Source organism: Saccharopolyspora taberi, from assembly GCF_039534165.1.
Taxonomy (GTDB): Bacteria; Actinomycetota; Actinomycetes; order Mycobacteriales; family Pseudonocardiaceae; genus Saccharopolyspora_D; species Saccharopolyspora_D taberi.
The window spans coordinates 526,745-545,055 of sequence record NZ_BAAAUX010000011.1 but is presented as its reverse complement, the minus strand read 5'-3'; the positions used below and the strand labels follow the sequence as shown (position 1 = coordinate 545,055).

16 protein-coding genes and 1 pseudogene are annotated in these 18,311 nt (G+C 71.1%); 12 read left to right on the top strand and 5 right to left on the bottom strand.

Features of this window, described 5'->3' with window-relative positions; all coding sequences use genetic code 11:
• Positions 1-37: 37 nt before the first annotated feature.
• The 8 genes from ABD691_RS11590 to ABD691_RS11555 all read left to right on the top strand — a co-directional run bounded on the left by ABD691_RS11590 (position 38) and on the right by ABD691_RS11555 (position 8,290).
• Positions 38-937: an FAD binding domain-containing protein gene (locus tag ABD691_RS11590; protein WP_344679582.1), complete on the top strand. Its 900-nt coding sequence runs from the start codon at positions 38-40 to the stop codon at positions 935-937.
• On the top strand, positions 937-3,399 hold the full coding sequence (locus ABD691_RS11585) for a xanthine dehydrogenase family protein molybdopterin-binding subunit (protein ID WP_344679581.1): 2,463 nt from the start codon (positions 937-939) through the stop codon (positions 3,397-3,399). Before ABD691_RS11590 ends, ABD691_RS11585 begins: the two co-directional genes overlap by 1 nt.
• Positions 3,396-3,944 (top strand): (2Fe-2S)-binding protein, encoded by a 549-nt coding sequence (locus ABD691_RS11580; protein WP_344679580.1) that lies wholly within the window; start codon positions 3,396-3,398, stop codon positions 3,942-3,944. The genes ABD691_RS11585 and ABD691_RS11580 overlap by 4 nt, the downstream gene beginning before the upstream one ends.
• On the top strand, positions 3,941-4,639 hold the full coding sequence (locus ABD691_RS11575; protein ID WP_344679579.1) for an SRPBCC family protein: 699 nt from the start codon (positions 3,941-3,943) through the stop codon (positions 4,637-4,639). Before ABD691_RS11580 ends, ABD691_RS11575 begins: the two co-directional genes overlap by 4 nt.
• Positions 4,626-5,330: an isochorismatase family protein gene (locus tag ABD691_RS11570; RefSeq protein WP_344679578.1), complete on the top strand. Its 705-nt coding sequence runs from the start codon at positions 4,626-4,628 to the stop codon at positions 5,328-5,330. Before ABD691_RS11575 ends, ABD691_RS11570 begins: the two co-directional genes overlap by 14 nt.
• Positions 5,331-5,359: 29 nt before the next feature.
• Positions 5,360-6,262, top strand: coding sequence for an alpha/beta fold hydrolase (locus ABD691_RS11565; RefSeq protein WP_344679577.1), 903 nt, complete (start codon positions 5,360-5,362; stop codon positions 6,260-6,262).
• A gap of 76 nt (positions 6,263-6,338) precedes the next feature.
• Positions 6,339-6,803, top strand: coding sequence for a MarR family winged helix-turn-helix transcriptional regulator (locus ABD691_RS11560; protein ID WP_344679576.1), 465 nt, complete (start codon positions 6,339-6,341; stop codon positions 6,801-6,803).
• A gap of 212 nt (positions 6,804-7,015) precedes the next feature.
• A complete protein-coding gene (locus tag ABD691_RS11555; protein ID WP_344679575.1) occupies positions 7,016-8,290 on the top strand; it encodes an ATP-binding protein in 1,275 nt (424 codons plus the stop codon).
• 55 nt (positions 8,291-8,345) lie between these two features.
• Here ABD691_RS11555 and ABD691_RS11550 read toward each other — a convergent pair whose 3' ends face one another.
• Together ABD691_RS11550 and ABD691_RS11545 are read right to left on the bottom strand one after the other, a co-directional pair.
• Positions 8,346-9,716, bottom strand: a complete 1,371-nt coding sequence (locus ABD691_RS11550) for an MFS transporter (protein ID WP_344679574.1) — start codon at positions 9,714-9,716, stop codon at positions 8,346-8,348.
• A gap of 170 nt (positions 9,717-9,886) precedes the next feature.
• Positions 9,887-10,546, bottom strand: a complete 660-nt coding sequence (locus ABD691_RS11545; protein WP_344679573.1) for a TetR/AcrR family transcriptional regulator — start codon at positions 10,544-10,546, stop codon at positions 9,887-9,889.
• A 128-nt stretch (positions 10,547-10,674) separates the two neighbouring features.
• Between ABD691_RS11545 and ABD691_RS11540 the strand changes: the two genes are divergently transcribed.
• On the top strand, positions 10,675-11,556 hold the full coding sequence (locus ABD691_RS11540; RefSeq protein ID WP_344679572.1) for a shikimate dehydrogenase: 882 nt from the start codon (positions 10,675-10,677) through the stop codon (positions 11,554-11,556).
• Positions 11,543-13,339 carry a bifunctional sugar phosphate isomerase/epimerase/4-hydroxyphenylpyruvate dioxygenase family protein gene (locus tag ABD691_RS11535; protein ID WP_344679571.1) on the top strand — a complete coding sequence of 599 codons (1,797 nt, stop codon included), beginning with the start codon at positions 11,543-11,545 and terminating at the stop codon, positions 13,337-13,339. Before ABD691_RS11540 ends, ABD691_RS11535 begins: the two co-directional genes overlap by 14 nt.
• On the opposite strand, the pseudogene ABD691_RS33715 reads toward ABD691_RS11535, so the two are convergent.
• The 3 genes and pseudogenes from ABD691_RS33715 to ABD691_RS11520 all read right to left on the bottom strand — a co-directional run.
• A pseudogene (locus ABD691_RS33715) lies at positions 13,333-13,722 on the bottom strand (IS481 family transposase); the annotation flags it as partial. The gene ABD691_RS11535 and the pseudogene ABD691_RS33715 sit on opposite strands and share 7 nt — an antisense overlap.
• 208 nt (positions 13,723-13,930) lie before the next feature.
• The gene (locus ABD691_RS11525) at positions 13,931-14,950 is read right to left on the bottom strand and encodes an extracellular catalytic domain type 1 short-chain-length polyhydroxyalkanoate depolymerase (RefSeq protein ID WP_344679570.1); all 1,020 of its coding nucleotides are present in this window, start codon (positions 14,948-14,950) and stop codon (positions 13,931-13,933) included.
• 38 nt (positions 14,951-14,988) lie between these two features.
• Entirely contained in the window at positions 14,989-15,660 is a 672-nt protein-coding gene (locus tag ABD691_RS11520) for a 3-oxoacid CoA-transferase subunit B (protein ID WP_344679569.1), read from the bottom strand.
• Between the two features lie 122 nt (positions 15,661-15,782).
• Here ABD691_RS11520 and ABD691_RS11515 point away from each other — a divergent pair, with 122 nt between their 5' ends.
• Both ABD691_RS11515 and ABD691_RS11510 read left to right on the top strand, forming a co-directional pair.
• Positions 15,783-16,547, top strand: a complete 765-nt coding sequence (locus ABD691_RS11515; RefSeq protein WP_344679568.1) for a CoA transferase subunit A — start codon at positions 15,783-15,785, stop codon at positions 16,545-16,547.
• A 14-nt stretch (positions 16,548-16,561) separates the two neighbouring features.
• On the top strand, positions 16,562-18,274 hold the full coding sequence (locus tag ABD691_RS11510; protein WP_344679567.1) for a helix-turn-helix domain-containing protein: 1,713 nt from the start codon (positions 16,562-16,564) through the stop codon (positions 18,272-18,274).
• The last annotated feature ends 37 nt before the right edge of the window (positions 18,275-18,311 follow it).

Below are 18,311 nucleotides of genomic sequence, written 5' to 3'. Positions count from 1 at the left end.
CGGCAGGAAACGAACAACGGATGAGGAGGTCCACCGCGTGAAGCCCGCAGCGTTCGCCTACCACCGGGCGCATGACGTCGCCGATGCCGTCGGCCTGCTCGGAGAGCTCGCCGCGGCGGGCGAGGAGCCGAAGCTCATCGCCGGCGGCCAGAGCCTGGTACCGATGATGAGCTTCCGGCTCGCTCGGCCGACGGTTCTGGTCGACCTGGGGCCGCTGCGCCGTGATCCTGCGATGAGCTCGATTCGGCGGGACGGCTCGGGGCTTCGGATCGGGGCGCTGACCACCCATCGCGCGGTGGAGACCTCCGCTCGCCTGCTGCGGCCGGAGTACGACGTGATCTCCCGGGCCATGCGGTGGGTGGGCCACCTGCCGATCCGATCCCGGGGCACCGTCGCAGGCAGCATCGTGCATGGCGACGCCACCGCCGAGTGGTGTCTGCTGTCCTTGCTGCTCGACGCCGTGATCGTCGCCGAAGGCCCGGACGGGCAACGGGAGATTCCCGCCGCGGAAATGTTCCACGGGTTCTACGCCACGGCCGTCGAACCTGACGAGGTCGTCACGGAAGTGCGCTTCACCCGCCCGGCGCCGCGGGCCGCGCTCACCGAATTCGCCCGCCGTCACGGGGACTTCGCGATCGTCGACGTGGCGGTCGCGCTGGACGTGGGTCCCGCAGCCGCCGGCGAGCCAGCTCCGCTGACCGGCGGCCGGGTGGTTCTCGGCGGTGTGGCTCCGGCGCCCGTCCGGGTTCCCGAGGCCGAGGCCGTCCTGGCCGGCGGCATCCCAGGGCCGGAACTGTTCACCGCGTGCGGCGAGGCAGCCGCCGCGGCCATCGATCCACCCGACGACGCGGCGGGTACCGGCGCCTACCGCCGCCGGCTCACCCGGACGCTCGTCGCCCAGGCCCTGCACCAGGCATGGGAGAAAGGAGTGAGGTGATGACCGCCTCTTCGAGCAGTGGACGCGGTCCCGCGCGGTTCGACGGGAGCCGCGGACGCTGGATCGGGGCATCCGTCCCCCGGCGCGAGGACCCCCGCCTGCTGCGCGGCCGGGGACGGTTCGTCGACGACATCCGGCTGAGCGGGATGCTGCACGCGGGTTTCGTCCGCTCCACCGTCGCGCACGGCAGGATCGTCGGGATCGACCTGTCCGCTGTCCGCGAGGTCGAGGGCGTTGTCGCCGCCTACGCGGCGGAGGACCTCGACCTCGGCGACATCGTGGCGCTCCTCGATCGCCCTCCCGAGGAATTCGCCCCGACCGCGATGCCCGTCCTCGCCCGGGAGAAGGTGCGTTTCGTCGGCGAGCCGGTGGCCGTGGTCGTTGCCCGTGACCCGTACAGCGTCGAAGACGGCATCGAAGCCGCGGTCGTGACCTACGAGCCCTTGGACGCGGTCGTCTCGGAAGAGACCGCGTTCGCCGAGAACGCTCCACTCGTGCACGACGAAGCTCCCGGAAACGTGCTCCTGGACGTGTCGATGTTCGACACGCCCGGCGTCGACACGGCGTTAGAGGCCGCCGGATCCGGACGGGGCTGCGTGGTCGAGGTCGTCACGCGGAGCGGACGGCAGAACGCGCTGCCGCTGGAAACACGTGGTGTGGTCGCCTCCTGGGACGACCGCGACGACCAGCTGCTGGTGCAGACCTGCACGCAGGTCCCGCACCAGGTGCGCACGGTGCTGGCCCGCTCGTTGCGCGTCCCGGAGCGCACCGTGCGGGTCACCGTCCCCGACATGGGCGGCGGATTCGGCCAGAAGTGCGTGGTCGGCCGGGAGGAGATCGCGGTGGCGGCGGCTGCCCGCAAGCTGGACCGGCCGGTGAAGTGGATAGAAGACCGCCGGGAGGCGCTGACCGCCGGATTCCTGGCCCGGGAGCAGCGCTACCGCACCCGCGCGGCGTTCGACCCCGAGGGCCGGATCACCGCCCTGGACGTCGACGTCGTCTGCGACATGGGCGCCTACTCCTGCTACCCGTTCACCGCCGGTATCGAACCGCTGATGGCCTCCGCCGAGATGCCCAGCGTCTACCAGGTGCCCGCCTACAGGGTCCGCGCCCGCGCCATCACCAGCAACAAGGCGCCCACCGCGCCCTACCGCGGGGTCAGCAGACCCCAGTACGTCCTGGCGATGGAACGCGTGATGGAGCGCGCCGCCCGCGAACTCGGCCTCGACCCGGTCGAGATCCGCAGGCGCAACGTGATCACCGAGTTTCCCCACACCGGCATCAACAACGTCACCTACGACCCCGGCACCTACCGGGAATCGCTCGACCTCGCCGAGGCCACCCTCCGCGACGAGGGCTGGTACGAACTCCGCGAGAAGGCCGCCGCCGAGGGCCGGCACCTCGGCATCGGCTACTGCTGCTTCTCCGAGCGAACCGGCTACGGTTCCGAGGCCTTCGCCAAGCGCAGGATGAGGGTGGTCCCCGGCTTCGACATCTCCGAAATCCGGATGGACACCACGGGGTCGGTCGTGGTCACCAGCGGCACGATGAACCACGGGCAGTCGCACGAGACGACCCTGGCCCAGATCGTGGCCGAGCGGCTGGGACTGGACCTCGGCAAGGTCAAGCTGCGCCAGGGCGACACCGAGCGCATCGCCTACGGGTGGGGAACCTTCGCCTCGCGGTCGGCGACCATCGGCGGCTCTGCCGTGGCCATCGCGGCCGGGCGTCTCGGCGAGCTGCTGTGCACCATCGCCGCGCACCTGCTCGAAACCCGCCTCGACAACGTCGGCCTGGACGGCGATGGCGGCGTCGTCCAGATCGACGATCCCGCCCGGCGGCTGTCCTTCGAGGACATCGCCGACGTGGCCCACCTGCGCAGCCACCTGTTGCCCAAGGACGTCGAACCGACGTTGACGGCGACCGCGAGCTTCGACGCCCCCGGCGACGGCACGTTCTCCAACGCCACCCACGCCGTGGTCGTCGAGGCCGATCCGGGCACGGGCCAGGTCCGGATCCTGCGCTACGCCTGCGTGGAGGACTGCGGAGTGGTGATCCACCCGCAGGTCGTCGACGGGCAGTGTCGCGGCGGGATCGCCCAGGGCATCGCCGGAGCGCTGTTCGAGGAAGTCACCTACGCCGACAACGGCGAGCCGTCGGCCGCCAGCTTCATCGACTACCTCGTGCCGACCGCAACGGAGATCCCCGACATCACCGTCTCCCACCTCGAGACGCCGTGCGAATTCACCGAGAACGGCGCCAAGGGCGCCGGAGAAGGCGGCACCATCGGCGCTCCGGCCGCCGTGCTGAACGCGATCAACGACGCACTGCGGCACACCGGCGTCGAACTCGACACCACTCCCGTGCACCCGCAGACCGTGCTCGCCGCGCTGGACGCTGCCCGCACGGACGCGAACTCCCCGCAGTCCCGCAGCAGTGAGGAGGCGAGCACCCCGTCATGAGCGATCGACACCTGATCGGGCTGAACGTCAACGGCGCGGAGCACGAGGCCATCGTCGAACCGCGGAAAACCCTGCTCGACGTCCTGCGCCACGATCTCGGCCACACCGGTACCCACGTCGGATGCGAGCACGGAGTGTGCGGGGCGTGCACCGTCCTCGTCGACGGCGAACCGGTGCGGGCCTGCCTGATGTTCGCCGTACAAGCCGAGAACTGCGACATCCGCACCGTCGAGTCGCTTGCCTGCGACGGCGAACTCTCCGATCTGCAGCAGGCCTTCAGCGCCCACCACGGACTCCAGTGCGGGTTCTGCACCCCCGGCTTCCTGATGCTCGCCGAGGGATTCCTCGCCCAGCGACCGGACGCTGATCGCGAGGAAATCCGCGAGGCGATCTCGGCGAACCTGTGCCGCTGCACCGGCTACCAGACGATCGTCGACGCGATCGCCGCGACTGCTGCCAGCCGACGGGCTGCCTCGGCAACCGAACCTCCGGGTCCGGCCAGCGCCGACAGCCCTGCCAGCTCCGAGAAGGAAGCGACATCGTGATCCTGGAAAACCGCATCGACGTCCCGGCCGAACCGGACGCCGTCTTCGCCCTGATCAACGACGTCGAGCGGGTGGCGGGCTGCTTGCCCGGCGCGACCCTCGACGGGAGGGAAGGCGACTCCTACCGCGGCCGGGTCAAGCTCAAGGTCGGTCCGATCAGCGCCGCTTACGCCGGCACAGTGCGGTTCAGCGAGGTCGCCGCCGCCGATCGCCGGCTGAGGCTGCTCGCGCGGGGAGCGGACAGCCACGGAAACGGAGACGCCGAGGCCGACGTCGTCGTGACCGTGAGCGAAGCTCCCGGAGGAGCCACGCTCAACCTGCGCACCGACCTGTCCGTGCGCGGAAAGCTCGCCCAGTTCGGCAAGAGCGCGATCAGCACCGTCTCCAACCGGCTGCTTGATCAGTTCGCCCGCAACCTCGCCGTCCAACTGGGGCAACAGCCAGGGGCCGCAGTCCCCGAACCGGCGCTCGGGACCGCCGCCAGCAACGGCGTCGGATCCGCCCCGGCCGCTAGGCACGTCGCGACCGGCAGCGGCGAGGCCCTCGACGGGCTGGCGATGCTTCTTCCAGCCGGGACCAGGCGATACGCCGCCGTGGCAGCCGCCGCTGCACTCGGGTTCTTCCAAGGCTGGCTGCTCGGCAGGATCCGCACCCAGGACAAACTGATCAAGGAGCTGCAGCGTGGCCGTCGATGACCACCGATCCGCCAGCCTGCACGGTGCCGAGACCGATGCCGTCTACGACCGGGCGGGGTTCGGCGCCGCTGTTCCCCTCGGCAGCCGCCCGGCCCTGGTCGTGGTCGACCTGACGCGCGGCTTCACCGAACCCGGCTTCCCCTCCGGAACCGACCTCACCAGGGAGGTGACCGCGGCGGCCGTCCTCGTGACCACGGCCCGGCAACACGAGGTCCCGGTGATCTACACCGCGATCAGCTACACGCCCGCCGAGGCCGACGGCGACGCCATCGCCTGGCTCCGCAAAGCACCGGGCATGCGAGCCCTGCGGGAAAGCAGCGAAGCGGTCGCTCTCGACCCCCGGCTCGAACACCACGACGGCGATCACCTGGTGCTGAAGAAGGGGGCCTCGGCATTCCATGGAACCGGCCTGGCCGCCCTGCTGACCGGTCTGGGCACCGACACCGTTCTTGTCTGCGGCGCAACCACTTCCGGCTGCGTTCGCGCGACAGCGGTCGATGCCGTGCAGTCCGGCTTCAACACCGTCGTCGTGCGAGACGCCTGCGGTGACCGGGCCCGCGGGCCGCACGATGCCGCACTGTTCGACCTGCAAGCCAAGTACGCCGATGTCGTCGGCCTCTACGACGCCTTGGCCTACCTCGACCGCCTTCCGGAGCGCGCGCCGGCGGGTGGGCGGAGCGCCGACCGTTGAGCCGACCAGCCGAGACAGAAAGGCCACCCGTGACCGCATCCCGCTCCTCGATCCCGACCGAACCAGCCACCGCCCGCACCCTGAACCAGTCGGCTCTGGCCGATCTCGGCGACATTCCCGCGGCGAGCCGATGGGTGCGTTCGGGATCGCTCCGGCTGCACCTGCTCGACTACGGGCCGGTCGACGGCGTGCCGGTGCTGATCCTGCCCGGCATCACCAGTCCCGCCATCACGATGAACTTCGTGGCACGAGACCTGATCGACCTCGTGCGCCCGCTCGTGCTCGACATCCGCGGGCGCGGGCTTTCCGACAACCCGCCCGAGTCCGCTACCGCCGCGCTGCGCGGCTACGACCTCGCCAGCTACGCCAGCGACGTCGACGCGGTCGTGTCCGGGCTGCGGCTGGAACGCCCCATCCTGCTCGGGCACTCCATGGGTGCTCGGATCGCAGCCGTGGCCGCGACCACCGGCCGCCACGAACTGCGCGGCACCGTTCTGGTCGACCCTCCGATGAGCGGCCCGGGCAGGGATCCCTATCCCACGACCCTCGAAGCGTTCCTCGGCCAACTCGACCAGGCCCGCCGCGGCACCAACGCCGACGAGGTGGCACAGTCCTGGCCCCGCTGGCCCCGCCGGGAACAGGAGCTGCGCGCCCGCTGGCTGTCCTCCTGCTCCCGAACCGCGATCGCGGCCACGCACGCCGGCTTCGAGTCCGAGGACTTCTTCGCCCACTGGCCCGACGTGCCCGCCCCCGCTGTTCTGGTCCACGGCGCCGACAGCCCCGTCGTCACCGCCGCAGGCGCGCAGGAAGCCGCCGAGGCCAATTCCTCTGCCGAACTCGTCGAAGTTCCCGGAGCCGGGCACATGGTTTTCTGGGACGAACCCGACGCCAGCCTCGCCGCGGTGCGTGCCGTACTGCGGAAGTTGAGCTGATCGCACCGAGGCCGAACGAGTACCACCGGTATCGCGGACTTTGGCGATTGGCAACCCAGGTGTCATCCTGGTTCTCGTGTCCGAACACAACCGCCTCGACGAACTCGCGGAGAAGCTGTCCGACGTCTACCTCGTGATCGGTCCGCTGTACCGGCGGGTGTTCCGCTTCGTGGAGCAGGAAGCTCCTCGCGAGAGCCTCTCGGTCGGGGTCCGCGCGGTCCTTGATCTCTTGCGCCGCAACGGGCCCATGACCGTGCCGCAGATGGGACGTGCGCAGTCGTTGAGCCGTCAGTTCGTCCAGCGCATGGTCAACGACGCCGTCGAGCGCGGTCTCGCGGAGCTGGTCGACAACCCCGCGCACCGCCGTTCTCGCCTGGTCCGGCTGACCCCGGACGGTGACGCCGCGATCACCGCCCTGGCGACTCGCGAGCTCGCCAACCTCCGTCCCGTCGCCCAGGACCTGACCTCCGCCGAGATCGACAGCTGCCTGCGGGTGCTGAACCGGATGCTCGCGGAGCTCGACCACGTCGACGTCGACTGAACCGGCTTGCGAGCGCGAGAAGCGCCTGCGGTGACCTGTCCACTGTGGATGATCTCCGCCGTGGATCTCCTCGGAATCGGTTCCGTGAACGATCCCCACGCGGGGTTGTGCGCTGGCTCATTGCCGCTTCCGGCGGCGGCGGTTAGCTTGCCCGGAAACGCGTGGCTCGCTGGGACTTTCCCGCGTGGTGGCGCCGAAACGGGAGGTGTGCGATGCCGTCGTGGCGAGTGCGCGACTTTCACGATGACGACCTGGACCAGGCGATCCGCGTCTGGGACCAGAGCCGTGAGGGCGGCGAGCCGGTGTTCTCGGCCGCGGAGGTGATCTCGATCGCGCGGGCCGGGCACCCGGCCATGGTCGCGGTGGTGGGCCAGGACGTGGTCGGCATGGCGGCGGCGAAGGTCGAGGGGGAGCGGGCGTGGCTGGCGCTGTTCGCCCTGGACCCGCGGTGGCGCAACCGCGGCATCGGCAGCGCGCTGCTGCGGGAGGTGGAGAAGCGGCTGCGCGGTCAGGGCGTGCATCGCATCGCCAGCCTGGTCCCCGAGGGCGCGGCCGGGTTCAACGCGATGGTCAACTCCGGTTACCGGCCGCGCACCGACCTGACCTACTTCGAGAAGGTCGAGGAGCTCGACCCGGCCGACTTCGGCGTGCTGGAGGACCTCGGCGGGCAGCTGCTGCCGCCCGGCCGGTGGGAGGCGCTGGCCGGGATGACGCGGGAGAAGGACGTCATCGAGCGCCGGGTGGTGCTGCCGATCTCGCACGCCGAGCAGGCCGAGCGGCACGGTGTGCTGCCGCCGAAGGCGATCGTGCTGTTCGGGCCGCCGGGCACCGGCAAGACCAGCTTCGCCAAGGCGATCGCGTCCCGGCTGAACTGGCCGTTCGTGGAGCTGTTCCCGTCGCGGCTGGCCGGTGCGTCCCCGGACGGGCTGGCCGCGTCGCTGCGCTCGGTGTTCGCCGAGCTGGAGGACCTGGACGATCTGGTGCTGTTCATCGACGAGGTCGAGGAGATCGCGGGCACCCGCTCCACGCCCGCCGCCGGGCCCGCGCACGGGGTCACCAACGAACTGCTCAAGCTGATCCCCGGTTTCCGGGAGCACGACCACAGGCTGCTGGTGTGCGCGACCAACTCGGTGAGCTCGCTGGACTCGGCGTTCCTGCGGCCGGGCCGGTTCGACTACATCATCCCGGTCGGGCCGCCGGACCCGCCCGCGCGCCGTGCGATCTGGTCGCGCTACCTCGGCCCGGCGCGCGACAACGTCGACCTGGACGCGCTGGTGGATCGCACCGATCTGTTCACCCCCGCCGACATCGAATTCGCCGCCCGCCAAGGTGCTCAGACCGCGTTCGAGCGCGACGTGCTGCACGACGACGGAGCGCTGGCCACGACCAAGGACTACCTGCGTGCCATCGCCGACACCAGGCCCACGCTGAGCGCCGAGGCCATCGCCGAGTTCGAGCGCGACATCGAGAACCACACCCGGCTGTGACCGGCCCAGGCGAGAGCGGCGCTGCTGCACGTCTCAAGCTGAACGCGGAGGTCCCCTACGCCTTCCACGCGTTGGCCGGTGTCATGGCGGTGTCCGGCGACGACGCGGCCTGCTTGCGTCCCAGCTCCGGGGTGGGAACACGGTAGGTCTCCCGCGCGGTGGCCACGGCGATCGCGTTGAGTCCACACAGGACGGCGGTGAAGATCGCGACGCCCATCCAGTTCGCGCTGCCCTCGCCCGCGATCGCGGTGGAGATGCTGGGCGTGAAGCCGGCGATGCCGAAGCCGATCTGCGTTCCGATCGCCATCCCCGACAGGCGCACCCGGGCGCTGAACATCTCACCGTAGAAAGCGGGCCAGATCGCGTTGGTGGCGCTGTAGACGATGCCGGACATCAGGATGCCGAAGAAGAAGATCAGCCCGTAGTTCGCGGTGGAGATCGCCCACAGGTAGGCGAAGACGAGCCCCGCGCAGCCCAGCGATCCGGCCAGGAACACCGGTTTGCGCCCGATCCGGTCCGACAGCCGCGCCCACAGCGGGATCGCGACCAGCGCGACGGCGTTGGCGAGGACCCCGACCCACAGCATCGGCGTCCGCTCCAGCCCGACCGCGTTGACCGCGTAGGACAGCGCGTAGACGGTGAAGATCGTGCTGACGGCCGCGATGACCGAGGCCGCGACCACCCGCAGGACGTCGGCCCAGTGCTCGCGGAACAGCACCGCGACCGGGAGCTTGGCGGCGTCGCGGGCGACCTCCTTCTCGAACACCGGGGTTTCGTCGAGCGTGCGGCGGATGACGAAGCCGACGACCACGACGACCGCGCTGAGCCAGAACGGAACCCGCCATCCCCACGACAGCAGCTGCTCCTGGGGGAGTGCGGCGATCGGCAGGAACACGCCGGTGGCCAGGATCTGGCCTGCCTGGGTACCGCTGAGCGTGTAGCTCGTGTAGTACGCGCGCCGGTCGGGCGGTGCGTGCTCCAGCGTCATCGAGTTCGCGCCCGCCTGCTCGCCTGCCGCCGACAGGCCCTGCAGCAGCCGGAGCACCACCAGCAGCACCGGGGCGAGCACCCCGACCTGGTCGTAGGTGGGCAGGCAGCCGACCAGCACCGTCGACACGCCCATCAGCAGCAGGGTGAAGACCAGGACCGCCTTGCGGCCGAGCCGGTCGCCGACGTGCCCGAGCACGAAGGCGCCGACGGGCCGGGCCAGGTAGCCGACGCCGAAGGTGGCCAGCGCCAGCAGCGTGCCCGTGGTCGGATCGGAGTCCGGGAAGAAGATCTTGTTGAACACCAGCGCCGCGGCGGTGCCGTAGATGAAGAAGTCGTAGTACTCCAGCGCGCTCCCGATCCAGGCCGCGAGCGCGGCTTGGCGGGGCCTGCCGCCCGTTGCGGGCGATTCCGGCGGACCGGCGGGCTGAGCGGTCACGTCGTGCTCCTCTGTCGGTGCTCCGTTGCGGGAACAGGGGGCGATCGGGCGTCGGCCGTGTCGATCGAAGGAACGGACCAGTTAGTTATGTACTGGTTGGTTAATTCGGCATCGTGCGGGTGGCGGCGGTCACCTGTCAAGGGTGTTCTCGGCTGGTGGGGCGAAAGCCCTCAGCGAGCGCGCACGTGCTCCAGCAGCAGGTCGCTGAGCATCGTGCGGTAGTGCTCGCGGCGGTCCGAGTCGAGCATGTCGCGCTGGAAGATCACGTTGAAGGTGTGCCGGTTGGCGGTGCGGAAGACGCAGAACGCGCTGATGATCATGTGCACGTCCAGCGGGTCGACGTCGCCGCGGAACTGCCCGGTGGCGTGCCCGCGCCGCAGGATGCGGGTCAGCACCTCCAGCGCCGGGTTCGCGAGGCCGGCCAGCACCGCCGAGCGTTCCAGGTGCTCGGCGCGGTGCACGTTCTCGATGCTCACCAGGCGGATGAAGTCGGGGTGCGACTCGTGGTAATCGAAGGTCAGCTCGGCCAGCTGGCGCAGCGCGTCGACCGGGTCGAGGTGTTCGACGTCGAGCTGCTGCTCCACCGAGCGGATCCCGGTGTAGGCGCGCTCCAGCACGGCGACGTAGAGCTGTTCCTTGCTGCCGAAGTAGTAGTAGAGCATCCGCTTGGTGGTGCTCGTCTTGGCCGCGATCTCGTCCACGCGAGCGCCGGTGTAGCCCTTGTCGGCGAACTCGCGGGTGGCGACGTCGAGGATCTCCGCACGGGTCCGTTCGGCGTCGCGGACCCGTTCCGGGCCTCCCGCGGGGGCCTCGGACGGCTGTGCGGACAACGGAACCCTCCAGTCGGATGTGGCAGTCGGCAGTCGTGCCCACCTTAGCCGCGGTCCCGCCTTCCCCGGGCGGCTCGGGCGGGGTACAACTATTAACTAGCTAGTTCGTTCACTCGGGAGGAGAGGCCGTGGCCCCACCGGATCAGGGCAGCCATCTCGTCGGCCTGGTCGGCGCGGGCATCGGCCCGTCGCTGAGCCCGGCTCTGCACGAGCGCGAGGCCGACGAGCTCGGCCTGCGCTACCTCTACCGGCGGCTGGACCTCGCCGAGCTGGGCGTGCCACCCGCCGACGTCGGCGACGTCCTGGCCGCCGCCCGGATGTCCGGCTTCGACGGGCTCAACATCACGCACCCGTGCAAGCAGCTCGTGCTGGAGCACCTGGACGACCTCGCGCCCGAGGCGGCGGCCCTCGGCGCGGTGAACACCGTGGTCTTCGCCGAGGGCACGGCAGTCGGGCACAACACCGACTCGTCGGGTTTCGCGCGCAGCGTCGCCGTCGGCCTGCCGAACGTCTCCCTGGACCGCGTGGCGCTGCTCGGTGCCGGGGGAGCGGGCGCCGCCGTCGCCCATGCGCTGCTGACGCTGGGCACGGGGACGCTCGAAGTATTCGACGTCGACGCGAGCCGCAGCGAGGCGCTGGCCGGATCGCTGCGCGAACGCTTCGGCGCTGACCGAGCGCACCGCGCCAAGGCGCTGGCCGACTCGTTGCGGCTCGCTGACGGACTGGTGCACGCGACACCGACCGGGATGGCCGGGCACCCCGGCCTGCCGCTGGCCGCCGAGCTGCTGCGGCCCGAGCTCTGGGTGGCCGACGTCGTCTACCGGCCGCTGAACACCGAACTGGTCGAGACCGCCCGGGCACGCGGGTGCCAGGTGCTCGACGGCGGCCGGATGGCCGTGTTCCAGGCGGCGGACTCGTTCCGCCTGTTCACCGGCCGCGAGCCGGACGCAGGCCGGATGCTGCGCCACTTCGACGCGCTCGTGGGGAAGGAGCACCATGCCCGCCGCTGATCCGGTGCGCCGGGGCATCGCCACCGTGTGCCTGTCCGGGACCCTGGAGGACAAGCTCGACGCCGCAGCCGCCGCGGGTTTCGACGGCGTGGAGATCTTCGAGAACGACCTCGTCGTCTCGCCCCTGTCCCCGGACGACATCCGGCGCCGGTGCGCCGACCTCGGCCTGACCATCGACCTCTACCAGCCCTTCCGCGACTTCGAGGCGGTCCCGCCTGACGTGCTCGCGTCCAACCTGCGCCGCGCGGAGCGCAAGTTCGACCTGATGCAGCGGCTCGGGGCGGACACGGTGCTGGTCTGCTCCTCGGTGTCCCCGGACGCGGTGGACGACGACGACCTCGCCGCCGAGCAACTGCACCTGCTGGCGTCGCGGGCGGCCGAGCGCGGTCTGCGCGTCGCCTACGAGGCCCTCGCGTGGGGCCGGTTCGTCAACACCTACGACCACTCGTGGCGGATCGTCCGCCGCGCCGACCACCCCGCGCTGGGCCTGTGCCTGGACAGCTTCCACGTGCTGTCCAAGGGCAGCGATCCGGCCGGGATCCGCGTCATCCCGGGCTCGAAGGTGTTCTTCCTGCAACTGGCCGACGCGCCGAGGCTGGACATGGACGTGCTGCAGTGGAGCAGGCACCACCGGCTGTTCCCCGGCCAGGGCGCGTTCGACCTGACCGGGTTCGTCGGGCACGTGCTGGCCACCGGCTACGACGGCCCGCTGTCGCTGGAGGTGTTCAACGACGTGTTCCGGCAGGCCGATCCGCACCGGGCGGCGGTCGACGCCATGCGGTCCCTGCTGTCGCTCCAGGAAGGGCTCGGTCTGCCCGGCCCGCCTGCCGCCCCGGAGCTGACCGGGCACGCCTTCACCGAACTGGCCGCGGGAGACTGCCGGGGGGAACTCGCGGACGCGCTGACCGCGCTGGGGTTCGCGCGGGCGGGCAGGCACCGCTCCAAGCCGGTCGAGCTGTGGCAGCAGGGCGAAGCCAGGGTGGTGCTCAACACCGCCGATCGCGGCGGGCGGATCAGCGCACTGGGCTTGGACAGTTCTGATCCCGAGATTTCGGTGGAGCGAGCGGAGAAACTGCTGGCCCCGATCCTGCCCGGAGACGATTCGGCGGTGTCCGCGCCGGACGGGACGGCCGTGCTCTTCTGCCGCACCGGTGGCGAACAGGCGGACTGGCTCGCGGACTTCGAGCCCACCGGCGAAGCCGCCGGGGGAGCGGGGCTGACCGGCACCGACCACGTCTCGCTCACCCAGCCGTTCGACCACTTCGACGAGGCGGCGCTGTTCTACCGCTCGGCGCTGGGCCTGCGCCCGGAACCCACCACGGAGTTCGCCGCGCCCTTCGGACTGGTCCGCAGCCGCGCGGTCACCGATCCGGCGCACCGGGTGCGGATCGAGCTCAACGTCGCGGCGCTGCGGCGCGGAGACTGGGCGCCGGGCGTGCCCGATCCGCAGCACATCGCCTTCACCAGCGACGACGCGATCGCCAGCGCGAAGGCGATGCGAGCGGCGGGCGCACCGCTGCTGGAGATCCCGGCGAACTACTACGACGACCTCGATGCACGATTGGCCCCGCCACCTGAACTGCTCGCGGATCTGCGAGCGCATTCGGTGCTCTACGACCGCGACGAGCACGGCGAGTTCCTGCACTTCTACACCCGAGTCCTGGGCTCGCGCGTGTTCTTCGAGGTGGTCCAGCGGATCGGCGGGTATGCCGGGTTCGGGGCGGCCAACGCGCCGGTCCGGATGGCCGCCCACCGACGCCTGCGGCTCGCGCGGCGGGACTGAGGGTGCCAGGGCCGGGTGAAGCGGCCGGGGCGATGTCGAGCGCGGAGCAGGTGTCGCGGCAGGTGTGTTTGCGGTAGGCCCACGCGTTGTCGGGTCGGCATCCGCTCGACGGTCACACCGTGGCTGGCGAACCAGGTGTGTGCGGCGCAGGAAGCAGCGCAGGGTCGGCTGTGTCGTCGGGCGGGGTTTCGGTGCAGGCCAGCGGAGAACGAATCGTCGAGGGCGGTGTGCAGGAACGCCCAGCCCGCTGGCCTGGTCAGCTCGTCCAGCGGCTCGGCCCAGGACGCGGCGCCCGCCACCGTTCCGGGGGCCGGCCGAGTTTTCACATCGATGTGGACCAGGCGAGAGTGGTTGGCCAGGGTGAGTCTGCGGACCGGGACGCCATGGCGTGACCCGCCGAAACGCTGCGGGCCGTGGAAAACCGGCCCCGGCCTGCGGGGTTCGCCGCTGGGGCAGGCGTGCAGTCCGCGCAGCATCACGCCCAGGTAGCGGTGGCCGGAGGCCAGCCGGGCCATGCGGTCCCCGGCGTGGAGAGTGCCGGCGTTGGCGATTCCGCCGGGCCTACCACCAGCCCAATCGCACACCCAACCGCTACGCGCCGTTGTGGAGCCCGAAGAACTGCGTGACGTAGTAGCTGGAACAGATGCTGTCGGGGTAGTACTGCCCGGTCTGGCCGCAGTCCTCGGGTCCGGGACCGGGGTGGACCGGTGTGCCGTGACCGATGTCCGGGACCCGGTTCACTTCGACGGCGACGCTCCCGCTCGCGTCGGCGTACTCCTCATGCTGTGTGTTGTTCGGCGGCAAGGTGCTGGTGCGGGTGGGTTCCTGGCTCAGGTTGTGCACCGCCGTCCACTGGTCGCGCAACTCGTCGGCGTTGCTCGGAACGACGGTGGTGTCGCTGGTGCCGTGCCAGATCGCGACGCGGGGCCAGGGGCCCGTCCAGGACGGGTTGCCCGACCTCGCCAGCTCGGCCCACTGCGCGGGTGTCCTGTCGGAACCGGGGTTCATGCAGGTGAACGCTTCCGCCATGGTCGTCGCGCATTTGTACGGCAACCCCGCCATGATCGCGCCCGACTTGAACACGTCGGGGTAGGTCGCGAGCATCGCGGCGGTCATGGCGCCCCCGGCGGACAGGCCGGTGACGTGGACGCGGTTGCCGTCGCCGCCGAGGGTGGCCACCGCGTGGTCGACCATGTTCCTGATCGAGGCGGCCTCACCCTGGTCGCGGGAGATGTCGCCGGGCTGGAACCAGTTGAAGCAGCGGTTCGGGTTGTTGGTCGTGGACTGTTCGGCGAAGACCAGGAGGAACTTGTTCTGGTCGGCGAACTTGTCCAGGCCGGAGTGGTCGGCGTAGTCCTGGGCGCTCTGGGTGCAGCCGTGCAGAGCGACGACGACGGGCGCCTTCTCGGGCAGGTCCGCGGGGCGGTAGACGTACATCGACAGCCCGCCGGGGTTGTCGAAGCCGGTGACCGGTTCCAGCGATACGGCGGCGTGCGCGGGCGTGCTGGGAACCAGCAGGGCCGCGGCGGCAATGGTGACGGCCGCGGCTCGGCGCAGTGGCGTGCGGCTCCGCGTTCCCTTGCGGCGGAACGGGATGTTTCGGGGCGACATTGACCCTCCCAGGCAATTTTCCGACAGCGACGGGGAATTCAGGACGGTGCGAGGAGTTCGGGTTCGGTGGCGTCCTGGAGGTCGTGCATGCTCACCCCGGGCGCGAGTTCGCGCACGGCCAGCCCGGCCGGGGTGACGTCGAGGACCGCGAGGTCGGTGATGATCCGGTGCACCACGGCCCGACCGGTGTAGGGCAACGAGCACTCGCGCACGATCTTGGGGGCGCCGTCTCGCGTGCGGTGTTCCATCAGCACGACGACGCGGCGCGCGCCGTGGACGAGATCCATCGCCCCGCCCATGCCCTTGACCACCTTGCCGGGCACCGTCCAGTTCGCCAGATCCCCTCGGGCCGAGACCTGCATCGCGCCGAGGACCGCCACGTCGAGGTGGCCGCCGCGGATCATGCCGAAGCTCAGCGCGGAGTCGAAGAACGCCGCGCCCGGCAGCACGGTGACGGTTTCCTTGCCCGCGTTGATCAGGTCCGGGTCGACCTGGGCGTCGGTGGGATACGGGCCGGTGCCCAGAATTCCGTTCTCGGAGTGCAGCACCACTCGCACGTCCGCCGGGATGTGGTTGGGGATCAGCGTGGGCAGGCCGATGCCGAGGTTGACGTACTGGCCGTCGGCCAGTTCCGCCGCCGCACGCGCGGCCATCTGCTCGCGCGTCAGTCCCAGTCCGCTGGCTCGGGCGGGATCACACGGAATTGTCATGACGCCGGACGCTAGGCCCGCGTCGAAGCGTCATCCACGGTCTCGCCGCACACAGTTGTGCGGCGCGTAGTGGTGTGAGCGCACATTGCTCCGCGTGGTCGTGGCCGGTCAGGCTCGCAGCCATGGCGATTGACAAGACGGTGCCCACGGCGGCCGAAGCGGTGGCCGACGTCGCAGGCGGAGCGACGATGGCGGTCGGCGGATTCGGCCTGTGCGGAATCCCGATGGAGCTGATCACCGCGGTGCACGAGGCGGGGGTCACCGGGCTGCGGGTGGTGTCGAACAACTGCGGCGTCGACGACTGGGGACTGGGAATCCTGCTGCGCGATCACCGCCTGGCCCGGGTCACCGCGTCCTACGTCGGCGAGAACAAGGAGTTCGCCCGCCAGTACCTGTCCGGGGAGCTGGAGGTCGAACTGGTCCCGCAGGGCACGCTGGCCGAGCGGCTGCGCGCGGGCGGCTGCGGGATCCCCGCCTTCTACACCCCGGCGGGCGTCGGTTCACCGGTCGCCGAGGGCGGACTGCCCTGGCGCCACCACCCCGACGGCACCGCGGCCGTGGCCTCCCCGCCCAGGGAGGTCCGCGAGTTCACCTTCGCCGACCGCACCCGGCCCTACGTCCTGGAGCAGGCCATCCGCTGCGACTTCGCGCTGGTGCACGCGCGCCTCGGTGACCGGCACGGCAACCTCGTCTTCGATCAGGCGGCCCGCAACTTCAACCCGCTGTGCGCGATGGCCGCGGCGGTGACCATCGCGGAAGTGGAGCAGCTGGTGGAGCCCGGTGAACTCGACCCCGACCACGTCCACCTGCCCGGTGTGTTCACCCAGCGCGTCGTCCAGGCCGATCCTGCGGTGCCGAAGAGGGTCGAACGCCGCACCACCCGGTGACACACTCGGGCACCGTGACCGAGGACGTATACGAGGAACTCGCCCGGCACCGCAGGCGCGAGGCCGAGCTGGCGGCGCTGTTCCAGACCGCCCACGACCTCGCCGCGCTGCACGACCTGGACCAGGTGCTGCAAGCCATCGTGCACCGCGCCCGCACCCTGCTGCGGGCCGACGTGGCGCACCTGACCCTGCTCGACGCCGAGCGCGGCGACACCTACATGCGCGTGACCTCCGGTTCCGCCTCCGCCGCCTTCCAGAAGTTGCGGCTCCCGATGGGCGCCGGGCTCGCCGGCCTGGTCGCCCAGACCGCGACCCCCTACGCCAGCCCGGACTACCCCCGCGACGAGCGGTTCGAGCACACCCGCTCGATCGACCACGCGGTCGGCGAGGAGGGCCTGGTCGGCATCCTCGGTGTGCCGCTGCGGCTCGGCACCACCGTGGTCGGCGTGCTCTGCGCCGCCGACCGGCGGCACCGCCCCTTCCCCGCCGAAGAGGTGTCCCTGCTGAGCTCGCTGGCCGACCACGCGGCCGTGGCCATCGACAACGCCCGCAGGCTCCAGGAAACCCGCGCCGCACTGGCCGAGCTGGACACCACGACCCGCCTGCTGCGGCAGCGCACCACCTCCCTGGAACGCGCCGCCGAGGCCCACGACCGCCTCACCGACCTCGTCCTGCGCGGGGCCAACCTCGCCGAGCTGGCGCACGCGGTCACCGACGTGCTCGGCGGCACCCTGATGGTCCTCGACGTCTCCGGACGGCGGCTCTTCGACGACGAGCAGCCACCCGGTGCCGACGAGGACGTGGTCGCGCTCGCCGGTGCGCATTCGCGAGTCACCCACCACGAAGGCCGCTGGATCGCCCGCATCGCCGCGGGCACCGAGCTCCTCGGCGCGCTGATGCTCACCCGAGCTTCCCCGCTGGACGAGGGAGAACAGCGCATCCTCGAACGGGCGGCGCTGGCCACCGCGGTACTGCTGCTGCTCCGCCGTTCCACGGCCGAAGCCGAACACCGGGTGCGCGGGGACCTGCTCGCGGACCTCGTGGTCAGCCCGCACCGCGACCCCGAACGCCTGGCCGCCCGCGCCGACGCCGTGGGAATCGACCTCGGCCAACCGCACACGGCGGTGGTCGTCGACTCCGGCGAGCACGAGCCGCAGCACCTCGGCCGCGCCCTGGCCCGCCTCGCCACCACCCGAGCCGGACTGGCCAGCCGCCACCACGGTCGCCACGTCCTGCTGCTGCCAGGGGACAACCCGTCCGACACGGCCCGCGCCGTGGCCACCGAGCTCGGAGTCACCGCGGGGGCCGCGGGCCCCACCAGCGGCCTGGCCACGATCCCGGCCGTGCACGCCGAGGCGACCCGTTGCCTGGAGGCCATGCTCGCCCTCGGCCGCACCGGTGAGGGCGCCTGCCTTCGGGACCTCGGGTTCCTCGGACTCGTGCTCGGCGAGCACATCGACCTGACCGGGTACCTGCACCGCGCCCTGGGCCCGGTCCTGGACTACGACCGCCGCCGCGGCACCGGTCTCGTGCCCACGCTGCGGGCCTACTTCGCCTGCGGTCGCAGCCCGGCCCGCGCGTGCAAGGAGCTGCACGTCCACGTCAACACGGTCACCCAGCGCCTGGAACGCGTCAGCCACCTGCTCGGCGACGACTGGCAGGAACCGGAACGGTCCCTCGAAATCCAGCTCGCCCTCACGCTCCACCAAGCCATCACCCCGCGCTGAGTTCTGTCCGAAGTGGAGGAACCTCCTTCCGCTGTGG